At 73.1% G+C, this 19,946-nt stretch carries 16 protein-coding genes; 10 read left to right on the top strand and 6 right to left on the bottom strand.

Translation table 11 applies throughout. From position 1 onward, the window contains the following. Positions 1–8 precede the first annotated feature (8 nt). Positions 9–1,181, top strand: coding sequence for a murein transglycosylase A (gene mltA, locus ACXJ1Y_RS14880; RefSeq protein WP_463846972.1), 1,173 nt, complete (start codon positions 9–11; stop codon positions 1,179–1,181). Further along, complete coding sequence (locus tag ACXJ1Y_RS14875) at positions 1,178–1,798, top strand: Smr/MutS family protein (RefSeq protein ID WP_463846971.1); 621 nt, start codon at positions 1,178–1,180, stop codon at positions 1,796–1,798. Before mltA ends, ACXJ1Y_RS14875 begins: the two co-directional genes overlap by 4 nt. On the opposite strand, the gene ACXJ1Y_RS14870 is transcribed toward ACXJ1Y_RS14875, so the two are convergent. From ACXJ1Y_RS14870 to ACXJ1Y_RS14860, 3 genes are read right to left on the bottom strand one after another with little or no spacing between them, the layout of a single operon-like run. After that, positions 1,774–4,908 carry an efflux RND transporter permease subunit gene (locus ACXJ1Y_RS14870; RefSeq protein ID WP_463846970.1) on the bottom strand — a complete coding sequence of 1,045 codons (3,135 nt, stop codon included), beginning with the start codon at positions 4,906–4,908 and terminating at the stop codon, positions 1,774–1,776. The genes ACXJ1Y_RS14875 and ACXJ1Y_RS14870 overlap by 25 nt on opposite strands. 10 nt (positions 4,909–4,918) lie before the next feature. After that, a complete protein-coding gene (locus ACXJ1Y_RS14865; protein WP_463846969.1) occupies positions 4,919–6,253 on the bottom strand; it encodes an efflux RND transporter periplasmic adaptor subunit in 1,335 nt (444 codons plus the stop codon). Beyond that, entirely contained in the window at positions 6,246–6,443 is a 198-nt protein-coding gene (locus ACXJ1Y_RS14860) for a polyhydroxyalkanoate synthesis regulator DNA-binding domain-containing protein (protein ID WP_463846968.1), read from the bottom strand. The genes ACXJ1Y_RS14865 and ACXJ1Y_RS14860 overlap by 8 nt, the downstream gene beginning before the upstream one ends. A 199-nt stretch (positions 6,444–6,642) precedes the next feature. Here ACXJ1Y_RS14860 and ACXJ1Y_RS14855 point away from each other — a divergent pair, with 199 nt between their 5' ends. Next, the gene (locus tag ACXJ1Y_RS14855) at positions 6,643–7,320 is read left to right on the top strand and encodes a response regulator transcription factor (RefSeq protein WP_463846967.1); all 678 of its coding nucleotides are present in this window, start codon (positions 6,643–6,645) and stop codon (positions 7,318–7,320) included. Further along, a complete protein-coding gene (locus ACXJ1Y_RS14850) occupies positions 7,313–8,683 on the top strand; it encodes a HAMP domain-containing sensor histidine kinase (RefSeq protein ID WP_463846966.1) in 1,371 nt (456 codons plus the stop codon). Before ACXJ1Y_RS14855 ends, ACXJ1Y_RS14850 begins: the two co-directional genes overlap by 8 nt. On the opposite strand, the gene ACXJ1Y_RS14845 is transcribed toward ACXJ1Y_RS14850, so the two are convergent. Genes ACXJ1Y_RS14845 through ACXJ1Y_RS14835 form a run of 3 tightly spaced genes read right to left on the bottom strand, consistent with a single transcriptional unit; the run spans position 8,670 to position 10,624 of the window. Continuing rightward, positions 8,670–9,797 (bottom strand): beta-ketoacyl-ACP synthase, encoded by a 1,128-nt coding sequence (locus tag ACXJ1Y_RS14845; RefSeq protein ID WP_463846965.1) that lies wholly within the window; start codon positions 9,795–9,797, stop codon positions 8,670–8,672. The genes ACXJ1Y_RS14850 and ACXJ1Y_RS14845 overlap by 14 nt on opposite strands. Beyond that, a complete protein-coding gene (locus ACXJ1Y_RS14840; protein ID WP_463846964.1) occupies positions 9,794–10,276 on the bottom strand; it encodes a 3-hydroxyacyl-ACP dehydratase FabZ family protein in 483 nt (160 codons plus the stop codon). Before ACXJ1Y_RS14840 ends, ACXJ1Y_RS14845 begins: the two co-directional genes overlap by 4 nt. Positions 10,277–10,315: 39 nt before the next feature. Continuing rightward, on the bottom strand, positions 10,316–10,624 hold the full coding sequence (locus tag ACXJ1Y_RS14835) for an acyl carrier protein (RefSeq protein WP_243953692.1): 309 nt from the start codon (positions 10,622–10,624) through the stop codon (positions 10,316–10,318). Positions 10,625–10,965: 341 nt separating this feature from the next. On the opposite strand from ACXJ1Y_RS14835, the gene ACXJ1Y_RS14830 reads away from it, so the two are divergent. From ACXJ1Y_RS14830 to ACXJ1Y_RS14805, 6 genes are all read left to right on the top strand, one after another. After that, on the top strand, positions 10,966–12,126 hold the full coding sequence (locus ACXJ1Y_RS14830; protein ID WP_463846963.1) for an AI-2E family transporter: 1,161 nt from the start codon (positions 10,966–10,968) through the stop codon (positions 12,124–12,126). Positions 12,127–12,248: 122 nt separating this feature from the next. Then, positions 12,249–13,265, top strand: a complete 1,017-nt coding sequence (locus ACXJ1Y_RS14825; protein WP_243953694.1) for an AAA family ATPase — start codon at positions 12,249–12,251, stop codon at positions 13,263–13,265. Between the two features lie 2 nt (positions 13,266–13,267). Further along, entirely contained in the window at positions 13,268–14,176 is a 909-nt protein-coding gene (locus ACXJ1Y_RS14820) for a DUF58 domain-containing protein (protein WP_463846962.1), read from the top strand. A gap of 7 nt (positions 14,177–14,183) precedes the next feature. After that, complete coding sequence (locus ACXJ1Y_RS14815) at positions 14,184–16,991, top strand: DUF4159 domain-containing protein (RefSeq protein WP_463846961.1); 2,808 nt, start codon at positions 14,184–14,186, stop codon at positions 16,989–16,991. A gap of 16 nt (positions 16,992–17,007) precedes the next feature. Continuing rightward, entirely contained in the window at positions 17,008–19,095 is a 2,088-nt protein-coding gene (locus tag ACXJ1Y_RS14810) for a hypothetical protein (protein WP_463846960.1), read from the top strand. Positions 19,096–19,291: 196 nt separating this feature from the next. Next, positions 19,292–19,888: a PAS domain-containing protein gene (locus ACXJ1Y_RS14805; protein ID WP_463846959.1), complete on the top strand. Its 597-nt coding sequence runs from the start codon at positions 19,292–19,294 to the stop codon at positions 19,886–19,888. Positions 19,889–19,946 lie beyond the last annotated feature (58 nt).

Genomic DNA, 19,946 nt, shown 5'->3' with positions numbered 1-19,946 from the left:
TTGGTGACGTGCGACCTCCGCGTGCCCGCCTCGGACTCGCCTCCGTCGCCCTAGCCGCGGCGCTGCTGGCGCCGCCGGCCGCCTCGGCGCCCGCCGAGATCGCGGGCGCGCGCCTCGAACCCGTCGCCGTCGCCGACTTGGCGGGCTTTCCGGGGCCGGACCCGGCCGGGGCGCTCGAAGCGTTCCGGCGCGTCTGCGCCGCGCCCATGCCCGCGCCGCCCCAGCGGAACGGCGTCGCGGGGAACGTCGTCGATCTCATCGCCGCCTGCGCCAAGGCGCTCACTGTGGCCCCGCAGGGCGCCGCCGATTTCTTCCGCCGCGCCTTCGCCGCCTATCGCATCGTGCGGCCGGACGGGACACCGGGCTTCCTCACCGGCTATTTCGAACCGGAACTGCCGGGCTCCCTCAGACAGGCGCCGGGCTTCACGACGCCGATCCTCGCCCGGCCGGACGATCTCGTGAATCTCGGCCCCGGCGAGACGCGGCCCGGCCTCGATCCGGCCCTGCGCGCCGCCCGCGCCACGGCGACGGGGTTCGAACCCTATCCCGACCGGGCCGCCATCGAGGACGGGGCGCTCGCCGAGCGGGCGCGGCCGATCCTGTGGCTGCGCGACGGCGTCGATCTCCTCGTGCTGCAGGTCCAGGGCTCGGGCCGGATCCGCCTGCCGGACGGCCGGGCGGTGCGGGCGCTCTATGACGGGCGCAACGGCCGCGCCTACACGGCGGTGGCGAAGCTCATCGTGCAGGAGGGGCACCTGCCCCTTGAAGGGCTGACGCTGGCCCGCTGGACGGGCTGGCTGCGCGACCATCCGGACGAGGCCCGGCGGCTCATCCGCCGGAACGCCTCCTACATCTTCTTTCGCCTCGCGGAGGTCGAGGAGCCCACCCTTGGCCCGCCGGGCGCGGCGAACGCGCCGCTCTCCCCCGGCATCGGCCTCGCCGTCGATGGCACGCTGTGGCGCTACGGCTTGCCGTTCTGGCTGGAGGGCCGCTTGCCGGGCGCGCGGGAGGGTGAGCGCGGACGCCTGACCATCGCCGCCGACACCGGCTCGGCCATTGTCGGGCCGGCGCGGGGAGACCTGTTCGTCGGCAGCGGCGCGCAGGCCGGCATCGCCGCCGGCAACCTGCGCGATCCGGTGGGCTTCGTCGTCCTGCTGCCGCGCCACGGGGGCGGGTCGTGAAGTCGCCGCGCCGCTCGCGCGGCCTCACCTCCGGCGACAGCCGCCTGTGGCGCGAGGTCGCCAAACGCTTCACGCCGCTGCAGGGCCGCGCGATCCCGCAGGCCGAGGAGCCGATCCCCGCGCCCTCCGCCGCCACGATGCCGGAGCGCCTGCCCGGCCCCCAGGCGACGCCCTTCAAGGGAGCGCCCGCCAAGGCCCCGCCGACATTCGTGCCGCCACCGCCCCGCATGGCGACCGCCGCGCCCTATCAGGCGCCCCCGCAGAACGCGATGCCCCATGCGGGGCTCGAACGGCAGGCGCGGAACGCCCTGAAGCGCGGGCGCCAGCCCATCGAGGCGCGGCTCGACCTGCACGGGATGATCCAGTCCGAGGCCCATGCGGCGCTGACCGGCTTCATCCTGCGGGCGCGGGCGGCGGGGCACGGCTACGTCCTGGTCGTCACCGGCAAGGGCGGGGAGACCTATGCCGACCCGTATCGCGAGCGCGGCGTGCTGCGCCGGAACGTGCCGCACTGGCTGCGCTCACCGGAATTGCGCGGCATCGTCCTGGGCTTCGAGGAGGCCGCCCGCCACCATGGCGGCGGCGGCGCCCTCTACATCCGGCTGCGGCGGCGGTAGGGCTCGGGCTCCGGCTCGGGCCGGCTCTCCGCCTCCGGCAGGAAGGGCAGGCGCAGCCGCGCGGCGTAGGGGTAGATCGCCGGCAGGACCACGAGGGTCAGCAGCGTCGCGGAGACGAGGCCGCCGATCACCACCGTGGCCAGGGGACGCTGCACCTCCGCCCCCGCGCTGGTCGAGAGCGCCATCGGCAGGAAGCCGAGGGTGGCGACGAGGGCCGTCATCATCACGGGGCGCAGGCGGGATTCGGCGGCCTCCGTCGCCGCGTCGCGGGGGCTGAGCCCCTCGCGTTCGAGGTCGTGGATGGTGTTCGTGAGCACGACGCCGTTCAGGATCGCGATGCCGAAGGTCGCGATGAAGCCGATGGCCGCCGAGATCGAGAAGGGCAGGCCGCGCAGGGCGAGGGCGAGGATGCCCCCCGTCGCCGCGATGGGCACGTTCAGGAAGATCAGCCCGGCGAGGCGGATGTCGCCGAACATCACCACGAGCAGCACGAGGATCGCGGCCAAGGCCGCCGGCACGACGAGGATCAGCCGGGCGGTCGCCTCCTGCAGGTTCTGGAACTGGCCGCCCCATTCGAGGGAATAGCGCGGCGGCAGCGTCACCTGCGCCTTCACGGCGGCCTGGGCCGCGTCCACGAAGCTCTGCACGTCGCGGCCGCGCACGTTGGCCTGCACGGAGATGCGCCGTTGCAGGCTGTCGCGGCTGATCTGCGCCGGGCCGGAGGCGACCTCGACGCTGGCCACCATGGAGAGCGGCATCATCATCTTGCCCGAACCACCCACCGGCAGGGTGCGGATGCGCTCGATGTCGCTGCGGTCGGCGGGATCGAGGCGCACGACGATGTCGGTAATGGAATTGTCGTCGCCGTAGACGACGCCGCTCGTGCGCCCGCCGATGCTCCTCACCACGTCGAGCACGTCGGAGACGTTGATGCCGTAGCGGGCAGCCTTGGCGCGATCGACCGCGACGGTGAGGGTCGGCATCCCGGCCTGGGCCTCGGCCTTCACGTCGGCGGCGCCGGGCACGGCGGAGACGACCTTCACGATCTCGTCGGCCTTGCTCGCCAGCACCTTCAGGTCGTCGCCGTAGAGCTTGATCGCCACGTCGCCGCGCACGCCCTGGAGCAGGTCGTCCATGCGCATCTGGATCGGCTGCGAGAAGGAATAGGCGACGCCCGGCACCTCCGCCTGCAGGCGCTTGTCGAAGGCGGCGACGAGCCCGTCCTGGCTGTCGGCGGTCGTCCAGGTGGCGGGATCAGTGAGGGTGATGAAGCTGTCGGTGGATTCGACGCCCATCGGGTCCGTCGGAATCTCGGCGCTGCCGGTGAGGGAGACGACCTTCTTCACCTCGGGGAAGGATTTCAGCACCGCCTCGATCCGATGCACGGTCTTGAGCGAGGCGTCGAGGTTGATGCCCGGCAGCTTCTCCGAGGTGATGACGATGGAGCCCTCGGCCAGTTGCGGCAGGAACTCGCCGCCGAGCCGCGTGGCGACGAGGCACGAGCCCGCGAAGAGCGAGAGCGTCAGCAGCAGGGTGATCCCGGCATGGCGCTCGGCGAGCCGCAGCACCGGGGTGTAGGCGCGGCGCATCCCGTGGACGAGGCGGGTCTCGTGCTCCCCGAGCCCCTTGCCGGACAGGAAGATCGCGGCCAGCGCCGGCATCAGCGTCATGGTCACGATCAGCGAGCCGCCGAGCGCCAGGATGACGGTGAGCGCCATCGGCACGAACATCTTCCCCGCCACGCCCTGGAGCGCCAGGATCGGCACGTAGACGACGATGATGATCGCCACCGCGAACATCACCGGCTTGGCGACGGCGGCGGCGGCCTCGCTCACCACGGCGAGGGGCGGCCGGTCGGGATGGGCGCCACGCGCGCGCAGCACGTTCTCGATCATCACCACCGCGCCGTCGACGATCAGCCCGAAATCGATGGCCCCCAGGCTCATCAGGTTGCCGGAGAGGCCGATGAGCCGCATCCCCGCGAAGGCCATCAGCATGGAGAGCGGGATCGCCGCCGCCACGATGAGCCCGGCGCGCAGGTTCCCGAGGAGGAGCAGCAGCACCACGATGACCAGGGCCGCCCCTTCGAGGAGGTTGTGCGCCACGGTGTGGATCGTGCGGTCCACCAGGGCGCTGCGGTCGTAATAGGGGACGATGGCGACGCCCGGCGGCAACTCGCTCCGCAGGGAGTCGATGGTTGTCTTGACGCCCTCGACCACGGCGCTGGCATTCTCGCCGTACTGCATCAGCGCGATGCCGACGACCGTCTCGCCCTGGGCGTCGTGGGTAACGGCGCCGAGGCGGACCTTCGGCGCCTGCACCACCCTGCCCAGCGTCGAGACCAGCACCGGGATGCCGCCGGCGGCGGTGGTGACGACGATGGTGCCGAGATCTTCCGGCCCCTTGGCGAGGCCGAGGCCCCGGATCGTCAATTGCTGGTCGTTGTGCTCGATATAGGCGCCGCCGCCGTCGGCATTGTTGTCCTGAAGGGCCGTGTAGACCTGGGCGAGGGTCACGCCGTAGCGGCGCAGGGCCTCGGACGAGACCTGCACCTCGTAGGTCGGCAATTGCCCGCCGTAGATGTTCACGTCCACCACGCCCGGCGTCAGCCTGAGCTTGGGCGCGATGGTCCATTGCAGGATGCGCTTCAGCTCCATCGGCGAGGTGGCGGGGCCGCGCAATTCGAACTGGTAGATCTCCCCGAGGCCGGTCGCCATCGGCCCCATCTGCGGGTCGCCGACGCCCGCCGGCATCATGCTCTTGGCGAGCGGCAGGCGCTGGAACACCTGATCCCGCGCGTCGCGGATCGGCACCGCGTCGTGGAAGGTCACGTAGACCGCCGAGATGCCCGCCCGCGACACGGAGCGGACGCCCTCCATGCCCGGCGCCCCGGCCATGGCGTTCTCGACGGGGAAGGTGATCAGCCGCTCCACCTCCAGGGGCCCGAGCCCCGGCGAGAGGGTGAGGACCATCACCTGCTTGGGCGAGATGTCCGGCACCGCGTCGATGGACAGGCCCCGGAGGTTGGCGATGCCCCCCGCCGCCCCGGCTAGCGCCAGGACGAGGACGAGGAGGCGCCGCCGCACGAGCATCGCGAACCAGCGTGTCATGGCGCGGCGCTCAATCCGTGGAGCCGAGGAGGCTGCGCAGCAGGATCGCCTTGAGGGCGAAGCTGCCCTTGGTCGCGACGGTCTCGCCCTCGGCCACGCCGCCCTCGACCTCCACCCAATCCGCCCGGCGGATGCCGAGCGTCAGGGGGCGGCGGACGAACGTGTCCGGCCCGGTGCGGACGAAGGCGATGGGGCCCTGCTCGGTCTCCTGCACCGCGGCGGCGGGGATCGTCACGCCCGAGCGGCCGAGGTCGGCCGCGATCGTCACGGAGACGAACATGTTGGCGCGCAGCTTGTCGCCGGGGTTGGCGATCTCGATCCGCGCCGGGGCGGTGTTGGTGGCGGGGTCGAGGGCGGCATTGATCGCCCCGACCGTGCCGGCGAACCGCTCCGAACCGGGGATCGGCGCCTCGATCGTGGCCTCGTCCCCCGTCCTGACGCGGGCGATGTCGGGGCCGTAGAGGTTCGCCAGGACCAGCATCCGCGACGGGTCGGCCACGGTGATCGCGTCGCGGGCGGTGTCGATCACGTCGCCGATGGTGATGCCGACGCTCGTCACCACACCCGCGATGGGCGTGACGATGGCGCTCGTGCCCGGCGCCGCGCCCTCGGCGGGGGCGAGGCGTTCGTACTGCGCCCGGTACATGGCCGCGTTGGCCTGGGCCGACGTCACTGCCGCCTGCGCCTTGGCGAGATCGACCTGCCGCCGCTCCACCTCGGCCCTGGCGACGCCGCCGAAGGACAATTGATCCTGCCCGCGCTTCACCTGCAGCGCGGCGGCCTGCTCCGAGGCGACGGCCTCCCCGAGGGCGGCGTTGGCCGAGGCGAGGCCGTTGCGCGCGTCGAGGATGCCCGCCGCGTCGAGGGTGGCCAGCACCTGCCCGGCCTGGACGCGGTCCCCCGGCTGCACCGCGAGGCTCAGCACGCGGCCTTGCGTGCGCGGCTTGAGATGCGTCACCCGCCGCTCGTCGAAGGCCACCGTGCCCGGCGCACGGACGGGCAGCACGATCTTGCGGATCACCGCCTTGCCCTCGGCGATGCCCGCCCGTGTGCGGCCCGCCTCGTCCAGGGTCACGGTGTCGGGATCGCCATCGGCCGGCTTGTCCTTGGCCTGCGCGGCGGGCGCCTCGGGCTTGGCCCCGTAGCCGGCGATGGACATCAGCGCGTCGCGCTCGATCCAGCCGGCCCCCGCGAGCCCGGCGAGGAGCAGGAGCACGAGCGTCCGGCCCCACCCGCTCCGGCCGCGCGGCGCGCTCACGGACGCCGAGGAGGGCGTCGCGCTGCGCTGCGGCGGCGGACGCGAGGCGGGGTTCGGCCCGTACCGGAGGGAGGGCGCGTCACGCATCGAAGCCCGACGGCAGAACCGCCTCGGTGACGTAACGGCCGCTCTCGACCTCGCGCACGATCACGTCGAATCCCTCCGAGCGCCACACCTTGAGTTGGTCCACGCAGACGTAAGCCCCGGTCGTGACGTCGTAGAGCCGGGCCTGCGCGTAGCGATTGATCAGGCGCCGTGGGCGCCGCTTCCTGGCCACGATCCGCCCCCCAATGCGGTCAACCCGGCCGGCCACCTCCGCCAAACAGGCGGATGCCGTCGGGTTGCGGTACGATTTAGAGTTATTCCAGATTGTGGTGCGGCGACCGCGCCGCGCCATTAAATTCGGGTTCATGCAGTGCGGTGCGGCGCGACGGACCCGCGCCGTTGCGGCACAGAGACCGCCGAAGGGGGGCAGCGTGGCACGCCTGCTGTTGATCGAGGACGATTCCGACACGGCCGCCGACGTGCTCGCCGACCTGCGCGGGCGCGGGCACGAGGTCGCCTGGGCCGAGACCGGGCCGGCCGGCGCGCGGGCGGCGGGGGAGGGCGGCTGGGGGGCGATCATCCTCGACAGGATGCTGCCCGGCCTCGAAGGCCTGCGCCTGCTGCAGGACCTGCGGCAATCCGGCGACCGGACGCCCGCCCTGGTGCTGAGCGCGCTGGGCGACGTCGACGAGCGCATCCGGGGCCTGCGGGCGGGCGGCGACGACTATCTGACGAAGCCCTTCGCCCTCGGGGAACTCGCGGCGCGGATCGAGGCGCTGCTGCGCCGCCCGGTGGAGGCGCCGGAGACGGTGCTGCGCGTCGGGAGCCTGGAACTCGACCTGATGGCGGGGCAGGGGCGGCGCGGCGGGCGCGACCTCGACCTCTTGCCCCGCGAACACAAGCTCCTCGCCTACCTGATGCGGCGGCAGGGGCAGGTCGTGACCCGGGCGATGCTGTTCGAGGAGGTCTGGGGCTACCGCTTCACCCCGAAATCCAACCTCATCGACGTCCATGTCGGCCGGCTGCGGCGCAAGCTCGAAGCCGGGGGCGAGGCGCCGATGATCGCCAGCGTGCGGGGCATCGGCTTCACCCTGCAGGCCGATGACTGACCTTCTCCGCTCCACCGCCTTCCGCCTCGCCTGCGGCATCGCCCTGTGGTCTGTGCTGTTCGCCCTGGCGATCTTCGCCTTCGTCTACTGGCAGACGGCGGGCCTCCTGCGCGAGGAACTGGCCGAGACCCTGCGCCTCGAAATCCGCGCCGTGGCGAGCGACCCCAGCGGGGCCGCCCGGCGGATCGATACGTGGATCGCCATGGATCCCCATGCCCGCCACTATGCCGGGCTGTTCGGGCCGGGCGACACCCGCCGGGCGGGCAACCTCGACACCCTGCCCGCCGGCCTGCCCCCGGACGGCGACGCCTACCGCGTGGCGGCCAAGGTCGAGCTCGGGCAGCGGACGATCCGCGACGAGATGTGGGCGGCCGCCCTCGCCCTGCCGGATGGCAGCGTCGCGGTGATCGGGCACGATTCCGACGAACTCGACCGGGTGCGGGACATGTCGGTGCGGGCCCTCGGCCTCGGCCTCGTCCCGACGCTGGTGCTCTCCATGGCGGGGGGCCTGCTCCTCGCCGGCCGGGCGCGGCGGCGCCTCGCGGCGACGGAGGCGGCCCTCGACCGGGTGATGCGCGGCGACCTGCGCCAGCGCCTGCCGGTGGACGGACGGGGCGACGAGTTCGACCGGCTCGCGGGCAACGTGAACCGGATGCTCGACAAGATCGAGCACCTGATGGGCGAGATGCGCAGCGTCGGCGATGCCGTCGCCCACGATCTGCGCACGCCGCTGACACGGCTGCGCGCCCGGCTGGAGCGCAGCCGCGATCATGCCGCCACGGTGGACGAGTTCCGCGAGGCCGTGGGCCAGGGCCTCGCCTGGATCGACCAGACGCTCGCCATGGTGACGGCGGTGCTGCGCATCGGCGAGATGGAGGACGAGCGCCGCCGCGCCGCCTTCGGCCCCCTGGACCTGAAGGACCTCGCGGAGGACGCTGTGGACCTGTTCGAGCCCCTGGCGGAGGAGCGCGGCATCCGCCTCCGGGCGCGGATCGCCCCGGTGCCGGCGATCCATGCCGACCGGGACCTCTGCGCCGAGGCCCTGTCGAACCTCATCGACAACGCCCTGAAGTTCACGCCTGAGGGCGGCACCGTGCAGGTCGTCGTCGCCCGGCGGGACGGGATGTGCCTGCTCGTCGTCGAGGATACCGGGCCGGGCATCCCGGCGGCCGAGCGGGAGCGCGTGTTCCGCCGCTTCTACCGGGCGGAGGCGGCCCGCGCGACGCCCGGCAACGGGCTCGGCCTCGGGCTGGTGGCGGCCATCGCCAAGCTGCACGGCGCCACGATCGCCGTGACCGAGGCGCCGGGGGGCGGCTGCCGGCTGGAATTGGCGTTCCCGGAGGCGGGCGTCAGGCCCGCGTGAGCCGCATCACGCCCTCGCCGCGGCGGTGCCCCACCGTGGTGACGGCGATGTCGCCCGCGCGGCCTTCCGCGATCAGCGCCGCCGCGAGGGCCGCGCCGAACGGGGCGGCCACTTCGAGCCCGTGGCCGATCAGGTCGCCGAGGGGATGGATCCGCGCCTCGGGCGCGAGGCGGCGAAGGGTTTCGGTCTCCTCCGCCGTGATCGGCGCGACGCCGGTGGCGCCGGAGATCACCGCGTCGGGGGCGGCGGTCACGGCCTCGCCCCAGCGCGCGGCGAGGGAGTCCGCGACGGAGCCGGGCTCGCGGCGGCAGCGGCCGCTCGCCACCGGGCCGAGGCGCGCCAGGGCCCGGGCGCCCCGCGCCTGCGCGTGCTCGGCCGATTCCAGCATCAGGAACGCTGCGCAGCTCGCCAGGATGAAGCCGCCCGGCGCCGCGCGGTCGCGAACCGGCGCGTAGCTGCCCTGCTTGGCGAAGCCGCCCATGGCGTGGACGAGGAGCGCGTCCGGCCGCTCGGCGCTGTAGGAGCCGCCGACCAGCATCGCCTCGTTCTGGCCGGAGGCGATCCGCGCCTGGGCGATGCGCAGGGCATCGACGCCCGCCGCCTCCTCGCCCATGAAGGTGCGCGAGGCGCCGGTCACGCCGTGGACGATGGCGATGTTGCCCGCGAGCAGGTTCGAGAGCTGCGCCAGGAAGAGGGTCGGCCGCAGGTCGTTCTGCAGGCGCTCGTTGAGGAAGGCCCCCGGGTCGGTCGCGTCGCGCAGGCCGGTGAGGATCGCGCCGTCGGCCGCGTAGTCGCGCTCGCCGCCGCCCGCCGCCACGACGAGGTGCAGCGCCTGCTTGAAGGCGGCATCCTCCTTCACCCCGGCCGCGTCGAGGGCGAGGCCGGCGGCATAGACGCCGAGGCGCTGCCACGCCTCCATCTGGCGCTGGTCGCTCTTCTTCGGGATCTGCCGGTCCCAGGCGATGGCGGGGGCCGGGTGGACGGGGTAGGGCGCGAAGCTATCCGCGTCGGCGCGCGGCGGGGTGCCGGCCGCGAGCGCCGCGAGATGCGCCGCCTCGCCCTCGCCCGCGCAGGAGACGAGGCCGATACCGGTGACGACGACCGGACGCGTCATGATGGGGCTCCGTCGCCGATCCCCGCGAGGTGGAGGAGGCCGCTGGTCCTGGCGCGCTCGCGCATCGGCGCGTCGAGCCCTTCCGGGAAGGGCATGGTGCGGAAGCGAAGCTCCGCGTCGCAGATCGCCTTGCCCTCGTGGCGGATCGCCGCCTTGGTCACGGCGTAGCCCGACCCGTCGTGTTCGAGCTTCGCCGTCACGGTCAGCACCGCGCCGGGGCCGACGAAGCTGCGGAACCGCGCCTTGTCGACGCCCGTCAGGAAGGGCATCCGCTCGAAGCCGAGATGGGCGAGGATGAGATAGCCCGAGGCCTGAGCCATGGTCTCGGTGAGGAGCACGCCCGGCACCAGGGGGTGGCCGGGGAAATGCCCCTCGAAGACCGGGCTCGCGTCCGGCACCTTCGCCACGGCCTCGATGGTGCCGGCGGTACGGTCGAGCCGCACCACGGCATCGATCATCTCGAAATATTCAAGACGCATGGCGAGCTGGGCGCATGGCGGGCGGGCGCGTCGGGTCGCTCAGACCTTGGCGGCCTTCTCGGCGACCAGGGCATCGATCCGGGCGCAGAGGTTCTTCAGCACGAAGTACTGTTCGGCCGGGACCTTGCCCTCGTTGACCTCCTGCGTCCACCGCTCCAGCGGCAGCTTGATGCCGAAGGCCTTGTCCACCGCGAAGGCGATGTCGAGGAAGGCGAGGCTGTCGATGCCGAGGTCGTCGATGGCGTGGCTCTCGGGAGTGATCTTGTCCCGCTCGATGTCGGCCGTCTCGGCAATGATGTCGGCCACGCGCTGGAAGGTCGCGCTGCCGGTGGCGGGATCGTCGGACATGTCTTCTCGTGGGCTCTGAAACGGTTTCCGGTTCGGCGGCGGGAGCCCCCTCGCGCCGGGTGCCCGGCGTCCCATCCCTCGCTGCCATGAGGCGCGGGCGGCGGGCCCGGAATCCCGAACCCTCCGCTCGGCGCCGACGGATCGGCGGACCTCTACACGAGGGGGTCGGGTGCGGCAACCGCAACACGACGCGGGGCCGTTTGCCAGCATCGCGCGTTCACGACCCGGTCAGCCAGGCGCCCTCGCGGTGGCGGATGCGCGGGGAAGACCTATCTGCGACGGGCCATTGTCACGCTCGGCCGCGCCCGAATCAGCCCGACAACCCGAATCGGAGAAGGCGGATGAAACCGTCGCCCCCCTCGACCCTCGACCCGACCTTCGCCGCGCCCGTGCCCCCGGCCCGCGCGCTCGCGGAGGCGCGGCCGGGCCATCCCCCGCCGCCTCCGGCCGAGCGGGCCCCCTCGCAGGGCGCGGCGCGGGTGATCCTCGTCCTCGCGCTGGGCGCCCTCGGGATCTACATCCTGCGGGAGTTCCTGCCGGCGCTCGCCTGGGCCGTGGTGCTCGCCATCGCCCTGGGGCCGCTCTACGCCCGGATCGAGCGCCGTTTCCCGCCCGGCCGGCACAACATCGTCCTGCCGAGCCTCGCGGTGCTGGCCGTGGCCCTCGTGTTCCTCGTGCCCCTCGTCGTCCTCGGCGTGCAGGCGGCGCGGGAGGCGCACGACGTCGCCGAGTTCGTCCGCAAGGCCGAAGAGAGCGGCATCCCCGCGCCCGAGTTCCTCAACCATCTGCCCTACGGCGCGGCCCAGGCGACGGCGTGGTGGAACGACAACCTCGGCCACGCCCAGGCGGGGTCGGAGATCCTGCACCGCTTCGACAACGGCAAGGTCCTGGGCGCGGGCCGCAACATCGGCCGGGAGGTGGTCCACCGGGTGGTGCTGTTCGGCTTCAGCCTCGTGGCCCTGTTCTTCCTGTTCCGCGACCGCGATACGGTCGCGCGGCAGGCGCTCAAGGCCTGCGACCGCCTGTTCGGCCCGCGCGGCGAGCGGGTCGGCCGGCAGATGGTCGCCTCGGTCCACGGGACCGTGGACGGCCTCGTCCTCGTCGGCCTGGGCGAGGGCGTGATCCTCGGCATCGTCTACTACTTCGCGGGCGTGCCGCATCCGGTGCTGCTCGGCGCCTTCACGGCGGTGGCGGCGATGATCCCCTTCGGCGCAGCTTTGGCCATCGCCATCGCGGCGCTGCTCCTCGTGGGGGCCGGCGCGGTGAAGGCGGCGATCATCGTCGCCGTGGCGGGCCTCGTCGTGACCTTCGTGGCCGACCACTTCATCCGGCCCGCGCTGATCGGCGGCACCACCAAGCTGCCCTTCCTGTGGGTGCTGCTCGGCATCCTCGGCGGCGTGGAATCCTTCGGCCTGCTCGGCCTGTTCCTCGGCCCGGCGGTGATGGCGGCCCTCGTTCTGCTGTGGCGGGAATTCACCGAGGGGCGGGACGTGAAGGCTTGAGAGGGAAGGGCGCCCACGCAACCGTGCGGCGATCCCGACCTTGCCAGCCCCATGAAGCCGGCCCACACTCTTGGACGTTCGCGGACGCCCGTCCGCAGCGTCCCAGGGAGACGGACACCGGCATGATCCAGGCCGCCAGCCAGGGCACGAGCCCCGCCACCAGCCTCGATGACGGCATCGTCGCCACCGCCGAGAGCTGCCTCGCGGCGGTCGGACAGGCCCGCGAGGCGATCCACGGGGTCATCTTCGGGCAGGAGAAGGTCGTGGACCTCGCCCTGGTCACGATCCTCGCGGGCGGCCACGGGCTCCTCGTCGGCCTGCCGGGTCTGGCCAAGACTAAGCTGGTGGAGACGCTCGGCACCGTACTCGGCCTCGACGCCCGCCGGGTGCAGTTCACCCCGGACCTGATGCCCTCCGACATCCTCGGCACCGAGATCCTGGAGGAGGATGCCGAGCGCCGCCGCGCCTTCCGCTTCGTGAAGGGCCCGGTGTTCACGCAACTGCTGATGGCAGACGAGATCAACCGCGCCAGCCCGCGCACCCAGTCCGCCCTGCTGCAGGCGATGCAGGAGGGTCACGTCTCGGTGGCCGGCGAGCGGCACGATTTGCCCCGCCCGTTCCACGTGCTCGCCACCCAGAACCCCATCGAGCAGGAGGGCACCTACCCCCTGCCGGAGGCGCAGCTCGACCGCTTCCTCTTGGAAATCGACGTCGGCTATCCCGACCGGGCGGCGGAGCGGCGCATCCTCATCGAGACGACCGGCGCCGACGAGGTCCGCCCCACCTCGGTGATGACCACCGACCAGCTGATGACCGCCCAGCGCCTCGTGCGCCGCCTGCCCGTGGGCGAGGCGGTGGTGGAGGCGATCCTCGACCTCGTCCGCTCGGCGCGCCCCCATGGCGGCGACGCGCTGGTGAAGGACAAGCTCCTCTGGGGGCCCGGCCCCCGCGCCAGCCAGGCGCTGACGCTCGCCGCCCGCGCCCGCGCGCTGATCGAGGGCCGGGTCGCGCCCTCCGTCGCCGACGTGAAGGCGCTGGCCGAGCCGGTTCTGAAGCACCGCATGGCGCTCAACTATGCCGCCCGCGCCGACGGCGAGACCATCGAGGGTCTGATCGCCAAGCTCGCGGAGAAGCTCTGACCTTGGTCGCGACACAGGCCCTCGCCGCGCAGACGCGCCATCCGGGGCGCCGCGAGACCGAGGGCGCGGCGGCGCTCGCCGCGACGATGCCCCATCTCGTGCTGGAGGCGCGGCGGGTGTCGAGCCTGCTCGCCCATGGCCTGCACGGGCGCCGTAGGGCGGGGCCGGGCGAGAGCTTCTGGCAGTTCCGCCCCTTCGTGACCGGCGAGGCCGCCGCCCGCGTCGATTGGCGCCGCTCGGCCCGCGACGACCGGCTCTACGTCCGCGAACGGGAATGGGAAGCGGCCCACAACATCTGGTTCTGGATCGACCGGTCGGCCTCCATGGCCTTCTCCTCGGACCTCGCGAGCGCGTCCAAGGTGGAGCGCGCGCTCGTCCTCGGCCTCGCGCTCGCCGACGCCTTCGTGGATGGCGGCGAGCGGGTCGGGCTGCTCGGCCTGACCCGGGCGCGGGCCTCGCGGGGCATCGTGGAGCATCTGGCCCAGGCCCTGGTCGCGGACAAGGCGGGGCTCGACCGCGACCTGCCGCCGGCCGCCCAGCCCGCCCGCTTCGACGAGGTGGTGCTGATCGGCGACTTCCTCACCCCGCCGGAGCGGATCGCGGAGTCGATCGGCGGCCTCTCGGCGGCGGGGAGCCGGGGGCACCTGCTCATGGTGGTCGATCCCATCGAGGAGACCTTCCCCTTCACGGGGCAGGCGGTGCTGCACGACCTCGAAGGCGGCCCTTCGCTCGCCATCGGCGATGCCGGCTCCTGGGGTGAGCGCTACCGGGCGCGGATCACCGCCCACCGGGAGCGGTTGCAGGAGATCGTGCGCGGGGCGGGCTGGACGCTGACGCTCCACCGCACCGACCGTCCCGCGAGCGAGGCGGCCTTGCGTCTCGCGACCCTTGTCATCGCCCGCGGCGGCTGAGGCGACCATGTTCGGCTTGACCTTCGCCGCGCCCCTGGCGCTCGCCGCCCTGATCGGCCTCCCGGCCCTGTGGATCCTCCTGCGGGTGACGCCGCCGCGTCCCCGGCGGATCGACTTCCCGCCGCTGAAGCTCGTCGCGGACCTGATCCCGCAGCGCCAGACCCCGGCGCGGACGCCGCCCTGGCTGCTGCTCCTGCGCCTGCTCATCGCCGCCGCGCTCATCCTGGCGGTGGCCGGTCCCGTCTGGAGCCCCGGCGGCATCGGCGCGGGCGGGGGCAAGAAGCCCCTCCTCGTGCTCCTCGACAACGGCTTCGCCGCCGCGCACGATTGGCGCGACCGGATGCGGGTCGCCACCGACACCGTCGAGGGCGCCGCCCGCGACGGGCGCGCGGTGGCGCTCGTCGGCCTCGCGGAGCCCCTCGCCGCCGTCGAGGCGAAGCCCCCCGCCGCCACCCTGGAACGGCTGCGCGCCCTCGCGCCACGGCCCTACCTGCCCACCCGCGACGCGCATCTGCAGGGGATCGGCGCCTTCCTCGACAAGAACCAGGGCGCCGGCATCGTCTGGATCACGGACGGAGTCGCGGGCAGCGCCGACGAGCGCTTCGCCAAGGGCCTGAACGACCTCGCCAGCGGCGCCGGGGCGGCGCTCAGCGTCCTCAAGGCCGACAGGCCGCCGGCCCTGGCGCTCACGGTCTCGGAATCCGGCGGGCGGCTCACCGCCCATGTGCTCCGCGCGGCCGGCAACGGCCGGGATGCCGGGGTGATCCGAGCGCTGGACCAGAAGGGCCTGCCGCTGGCCGAGCGCGACTTCGCCTTCGCGGGCGATGCCCTGAGCGCGGAGGCCGTCTTCGACATGCCCACCGAATTGCGCAACGGCATCAGCCGCATCGAGGTGGCGAACGAGCATTCGGCCGGGGCGGTCTCGCTCATGGACGAGCGCGGCAAGCGGCGCCGGGTCGGCCTCGTGTTCGGCGGCACCCTCGACCAGTCGCAGCCGTTGCTGGCGCCGCTCTACTACCTCTCCCGCGCCCTCGAACCCTTCGCGGACGTGCAGCAGGCGCGGGGCGCGGCGAGCCTCTCGGACTCCATCAACCAGCTCCTCGACAATCAGGTCTCGGTGCTGGTGCTGGCCGATGTCGGCGCCCTGGACGACAAGACGGCGGGGCGCATCGACACGTTCGTGGACGAGGGCGGGCTGCTCCTGCGCTTCGCCGGGGCGCGTCTCGCCGCCGGTCACGACACCCTGGTGCCGGTGCGCCTGCGCCGGGGCGGCCGCAACCTCGGCGGCGCCCTGTCCTGGGACGCGCCGAAGACCATGGCGCCGTTCCCGCCGGAGAGCCCCTTCGCCGGCCTGACCCCGCCGGCCGATATCGGCGTGCGCCGCCAGATCCTCGCCGAGCCCGATGGCGACCTGCCGGGCAAGACCTGGGCGTCGCTCCAGGACGGCACGCCCATCGTCACCGCGCAGAAGCGCGGGCAGGGGCGGATCGTGCTGTTCCACGTCACCGCCGACACGACGTGGTCGAACCTGCCGCTCTCCGGCCTGTTCATCGACATGCTGCGGCGGGTGGTGGCGCTGGCGGGCGCCGGCCCGGCCTCCGCCGAGGCGGGCGCCAACCGTGCGAAGGTCGCCGTGCTGGCGCCCCGCGTCACCCTCGACGGGTTCGGCGCGCTCGGCTCGGCGCCGGCCATCGCCACCGCCGTCCCGGCCGATTACGCCGACCGGGCGAGCCAGGAGCATCCGCCGGGCTTCTACGGCCCGCCGGACGGAGGGATCAGCGTGAACGCCCTCAAGCCCGACGACCGGCTCACGCCCGTCGACTACGCGCCCCTCACCGGGGCCGCCCTCGGCTCCCTGGCCGGGGCCTCCACCGTGGACCTGCGGCCCGGCCTGTTCACGGCGGGGCTGCTCCTCCTCGTCCTCGACACGCTGGCCGGGCTGTGGCTCGGCGGCTTCCTCGGGCGGCTGTGGGCCCTGCGCGCCCGCCCCGCCGCCCTGGTGTTCGCGGCCCTCCTCGCGGGCGCGATGCCGGTGCGGGGGCTTCGCGCCGAAGAGGTGGCGAACCGGCCGAACGGCATCGAATCGGCCCTCATCACGCGGCTCGCCTACATCGTCACCGGGGATGCCGCCGTGGACGAGGCGAGCCGCGCCGGGCTCTCCGGCCTGACGCAGATGCTCGCCGCCCGCACCGCCCTGGAACCGGGCGAGCCGGCGGGGCTCGATCCGGCCAAGGACGAACTCGCCTTCTACCCGCTGATCTACTGGCCCATCGCCCCGAACCGGCCGCTTCCGTCCGAGGCCGCGATCCGCAAGATCGACGCCTTCATGCGCAACGGCGGCACGGTGCTGTTCGACACCCGCGACGCCCTCACCGCCCGGCCCGGCGGCCCGACGACGCCGGAGGCCGCCTACCTGCGCAAGATGCTGGCGACGCTGGAAGTGCCGGAACTGGAGCCGGTGCCGGCCGACCACGTGCTGACCAAGGCGTTCTACCTCGTGGACAGCTTCCCCGGCCGCTACGCCACCGGCCAGACCTGGGTCGAGGCCCTGCCGCCGGCCGCCGAGGGCGGCGAGCGCCGGCCGGCGCGGGCGGGCGACGGGGTGAGCCCGATCATCATCACGAGCAACGACCTCGCCACCGCCTGGGCCATCGGCCGGCGGGGCGAACCGCTCTATCCCATCACCGGCGGCGACCAGCGCCAGCGGGAAATGGCCTTCCGGGGCGGCGTCAACATCGTGATCTACACCCTGACCGGCAACTACAAGGCCGATCAGGTCCATGTGCCCGCGCTGCTGGAACGGCTGGGGCAGTGAGGGAAAAGGCCCCGCCATGCTGAGCCTCAGCTTCACGCCTCTCCTGCCGTGGCCGGTCCTCGCCGTCCTCGGCCTCGTCGCCCTGGCGATGGCGGTTCTGGCGGTGCTGGCGCGGGGCCGCACGGCGCTGCTGCGCGCCCTCGTCCTCGCCCTGGTGCTCGCGGCGCTCGCCAACCCCGCCCTCGTCCACGAGGACAGGGAGCCGGTGAAGGACATCGCCGCCGTGGTGATCGACCGCTCCGGCTCGCAGGCGCTGGGCGACCGGCCGCAGGTGACGGATCAGGTCCGCGCCGAGTTGCAGCGCCGCTTCGGGTCGCTGACCAACATCGAGCCGCGCTTCATCGACGTGCCCGATGCCGGCGAGGGCGACGACGGGACCAAGCTCTTCGCCGCCCTCGGCCAGGCGCTGGCCGACGTGCCCCCGGAGCGGCTGGCCGGCGTCGTGATGGTGACGGACGGCGTCGTCCACGACATCCCGCAAAACCTCGCCCAGCTCGGCATCAAGGCGCCCCTGCACGTCCTCGTGACCGGCCATGCCGACGAGCGCGACCGGCAGATCAAGCTGCTGGAGGCCCCCCGCTTCGGCATCGTCGGCAAGGACCTGACGATCCGCGCCGAGGTGATGGAGCGCGGCGGCACCGGCCACGCGGTGGTCGTCACCCGCCGCGACGGCGAGGAGATCGACCGGCGCGACGTGCCCACCGGCCGCCCCTTCGACCTCTCCACCCGGATCGAGCATGGCGGCCAGAACGTCGTCGAGATCGAGGTCGATCCGCTGCCGAACGAGCTGACGACGGTCAACAACCGCGCCGTCCTGCCGATCGAAGGCATCCGCGAGAAGCTGCGCGTGCTCCTCGTCTCCGGCGAGCCCCATCAGGGCGAGCGGACGTGGCGCAACCTCCTGAAGTCCGACGCCAACGTCGACCTCGTGCATTTCACCATCCTGCGTCCGCCGGAGAAGCAGGACGGCACGCCGATCTCCGAACTGTCGCTCATCGCCTTCCCGACGCGCGAATTGTTCGTCCAGAAGATCAAGGATTTCGATCTCATCATCTTCGACCGCTACGCCAACCAGAGCGTGCTGCCGCAGGCCTATTTCGACAACATCGTCCGCTATGTCCGCGAGGGCGGGGCGCTGTTGATCGCCGCCGGGCCGGAATATGCCGGCGCGGCGAGCCTCGCCCGCACCCGGCTCGCGGGCATCCTGCCGGGCGATCCCGACGGGCGGGTGGTCGAGCGGCCCTACAAGGCGACCCCGACGCAGACCGGCAAGCGCCACCCCGTCACCCGCGACCTGCCGGGCTCCGACGCCTCGCCCCCCGCCTGGGGCGACTGGCTGCGCATCGTCCAGGCGCGGCTGCGGCCCGGCATCGAGCCGATCCTGTCCGGCGCCGACAACCTGCCGCTGCTCGCCCTCTCGCGGGAGGACAAGGGCCGCGTCGCGCTGCTCCTGTCCGACCATGCCTGGCTCTGGGCGCGGGGCTATCAGGACGGCGGGCCGTATCTCGACCTGCTCCGGCGCCTCGCCCATTGGCTGATGAAGGAGCCCGCCCTCGAAGAGGAGGCCCTGCGCGCGCAGACGACGGGCCACGGCCGCGAGGTCCGCGTCGAGCGCCAGACCATGGCCGACACCGCCGAACCGGTGACGGTCACGGGGCCGACCGGCAAGGTCACGACCCTGACCCTCAAGCCCTCCGAGCCCGGCCTGTTCACCGCGACCTTCGACGCGCAGAGCCTGGGGCTGCACACCCTGCGCTCGGGCAACCTCGTCGCCTTCGTGAGCGTCGGCCCGGCCAACCCGCGCGAACTCGCCGACGTGTTCAGCGACACCGAGCGCCTGCGAGCCGTCTCCGAGGGCTCGGGCGGCTCCGTGCGCCGCCTCTCCGATGCGTCGGGGGCGCTGCAGGTGCCGCGGCTCCAGAGCCTGCGCGGCGGGCGCCTGTCGGGCGGCGACTGGATCGGCTTCCGGCCGAGCGACAGCGCCAACATCCGGGGCGTCGAGGTCTATCCCCTGGCGCTGGGGCTCGCCGCCCTCGCGGCGCTGGCCGCCGCCGTGCTGGCGATGTGGCTGGTCGAGGGGCGCCGGGGGCAGGGGCGTGCCTGAGGCGCATCCGCCCCCACGGATTTCCCTTTGGCCAAGGTTGCTTACGAAGGGAAACGTCCGTATCAGAATCGATAGTATAGGGGATCGTCACGTTTCCAATTGAGTAACTATCACTGCTCTAGGTGATAGGCGCCTGAGGGGCACGAGGCCGGTCCCCGCCGCTTTGTATGCTTCTGAACTGAGGGGTTTGCTGCTCGTGGCCACCGAGGTGGATAACGATTGCCGCGAGTCGTTCGAAGACCTGCGCTCCGCCCTCGACGCCTCCGGCGTGGTCGGAACCTGGGATTGGGACATCGTGCGCCGCACCGCCCGGTACGACCGGGGCGCCGCCAACCTTCTCGCCCTCGATCCCGACCTCGCCGGCCAGCCGTTGCAGGGCGAGGCCGGGATGGTCGGCATCCACCCTGACGACCGCGAATGGCTGATCCAGGCGCTCTGGCGGGCGCTGGCCAACGGCCGCCTGTTCCTCGCCGAATACCGCGTCGTCACGGCCGATCGCGGCATCCGCTGGATCCTCAGCCGGGGCCGCGTCTACCAGGACGATGTCGGCCGTCCGGTCCGGTCCAAGGGCATCATCATCGACATCACCGAGACCCGCGAGGAGGGCAACGGCTTCTTCGCGGAGACCGATGCGCACGGCCGGCACGCCCTCGACCGGGCGGCGGCCTCGCTCCTCGACGCGCGCAAGGCCATCGACGAACTCGGCGACGAGACGGACAACCACCTGCGCGTGATCCTCGACCTCGCCCTGTTCGAGGTCGGAACGCACCTCGCCCGCCGCGCCCGACACTGACTCCGCCGCCCCGGCGACGTGACGCACGGGGCGCCCGCGCACTCGACGCGACCCAGGC

The organism is Methylobacterium sp. TK26, from assembly GCF_055361565.1.
This window is presented reverse-complemented; position numbering and strand designations above follow the sequence as displayed.

Excerpts from the sequence above, each read along its gene's own strand:
- ACXJ1Y_RS14825 (WP_243953694.1), top strand. The coding sequence starts at position 12,249 with ATGATCCAGGCCGCCAGCCAGGGCACGAGCCCCGCCACCAGCCTCGAT.
- ACXJ1Y_RS14850 (WP_463846966.1), top strand. The coding sequence starts at position 7,313 with ATGACTGACCTTCTCCGCTCCACCGCCTTCCGCCTCGCCTGCGGCATC.
- ACXJ1Y_RS14870 (WP_463846970.1), bottom strand. The coding sequence starts at position 4,908 with ATGACACGCTGGTTCGCGATGCTCGTGCGGCGGCGCCTCCTCGTCCTC.
- ACXJ1Y_RS14815 (WP_463846961.1), top strand. The coding sequence starts at position 14,184 with ATGTTCGGCTTGACCTTCGCCGCGCCCCTGGCGCTCGCCGCCCTGATC.
- ACXJ1Y_RS14865 (WP_463846969.1), bottom strand. The coding sequence starts at position 6,253 with ATGCGTGACGCGCCCTCCCTCCGGTACGGGCCGAACCCCGCCTCGCGT.
- ACXJ1Y_RS14830 (WP_463846963.1), top strand. The coding sequence starts at position 10,966 with ATGAAACCGTCGCCCCCCTCGACCCTCGACCCGACCTTCGCCGCGCCC.
- ACXJ1Y_RS14835 (WP_243953692.1), bottom strand. The coding sequence starts at position 10,624 with ATGTCCGACGATCCCGCCACCGGCAGCGCGACCTTCCAGCGCGTGGCC.
- ACXJ1Y_RS14840 (WP_463846964.1), bottom strand. The coding sequence starts at position 10,276 with ATGCGTCTTGAATATTTCGAGATGATCGATGCCGTGGTGCGGCTCGAC.
- ACXJ1Y_RS14810 (WP_463846960.1), top strand. The coding sequence starts at position 17,008 with ATGCTGAGCCTCAGCTTCACGCCTCTCCTGCCGTGGCCGGTCCTCGCC.
- ACXJ1Y_RS14845 (WP_463846965.1), bottom strand. The coding sequence starts at position 9,797 with ATGACGCGTCCGGTCGTCGTCACCGGTATCGGCCTCGTCTCCTGCGCG.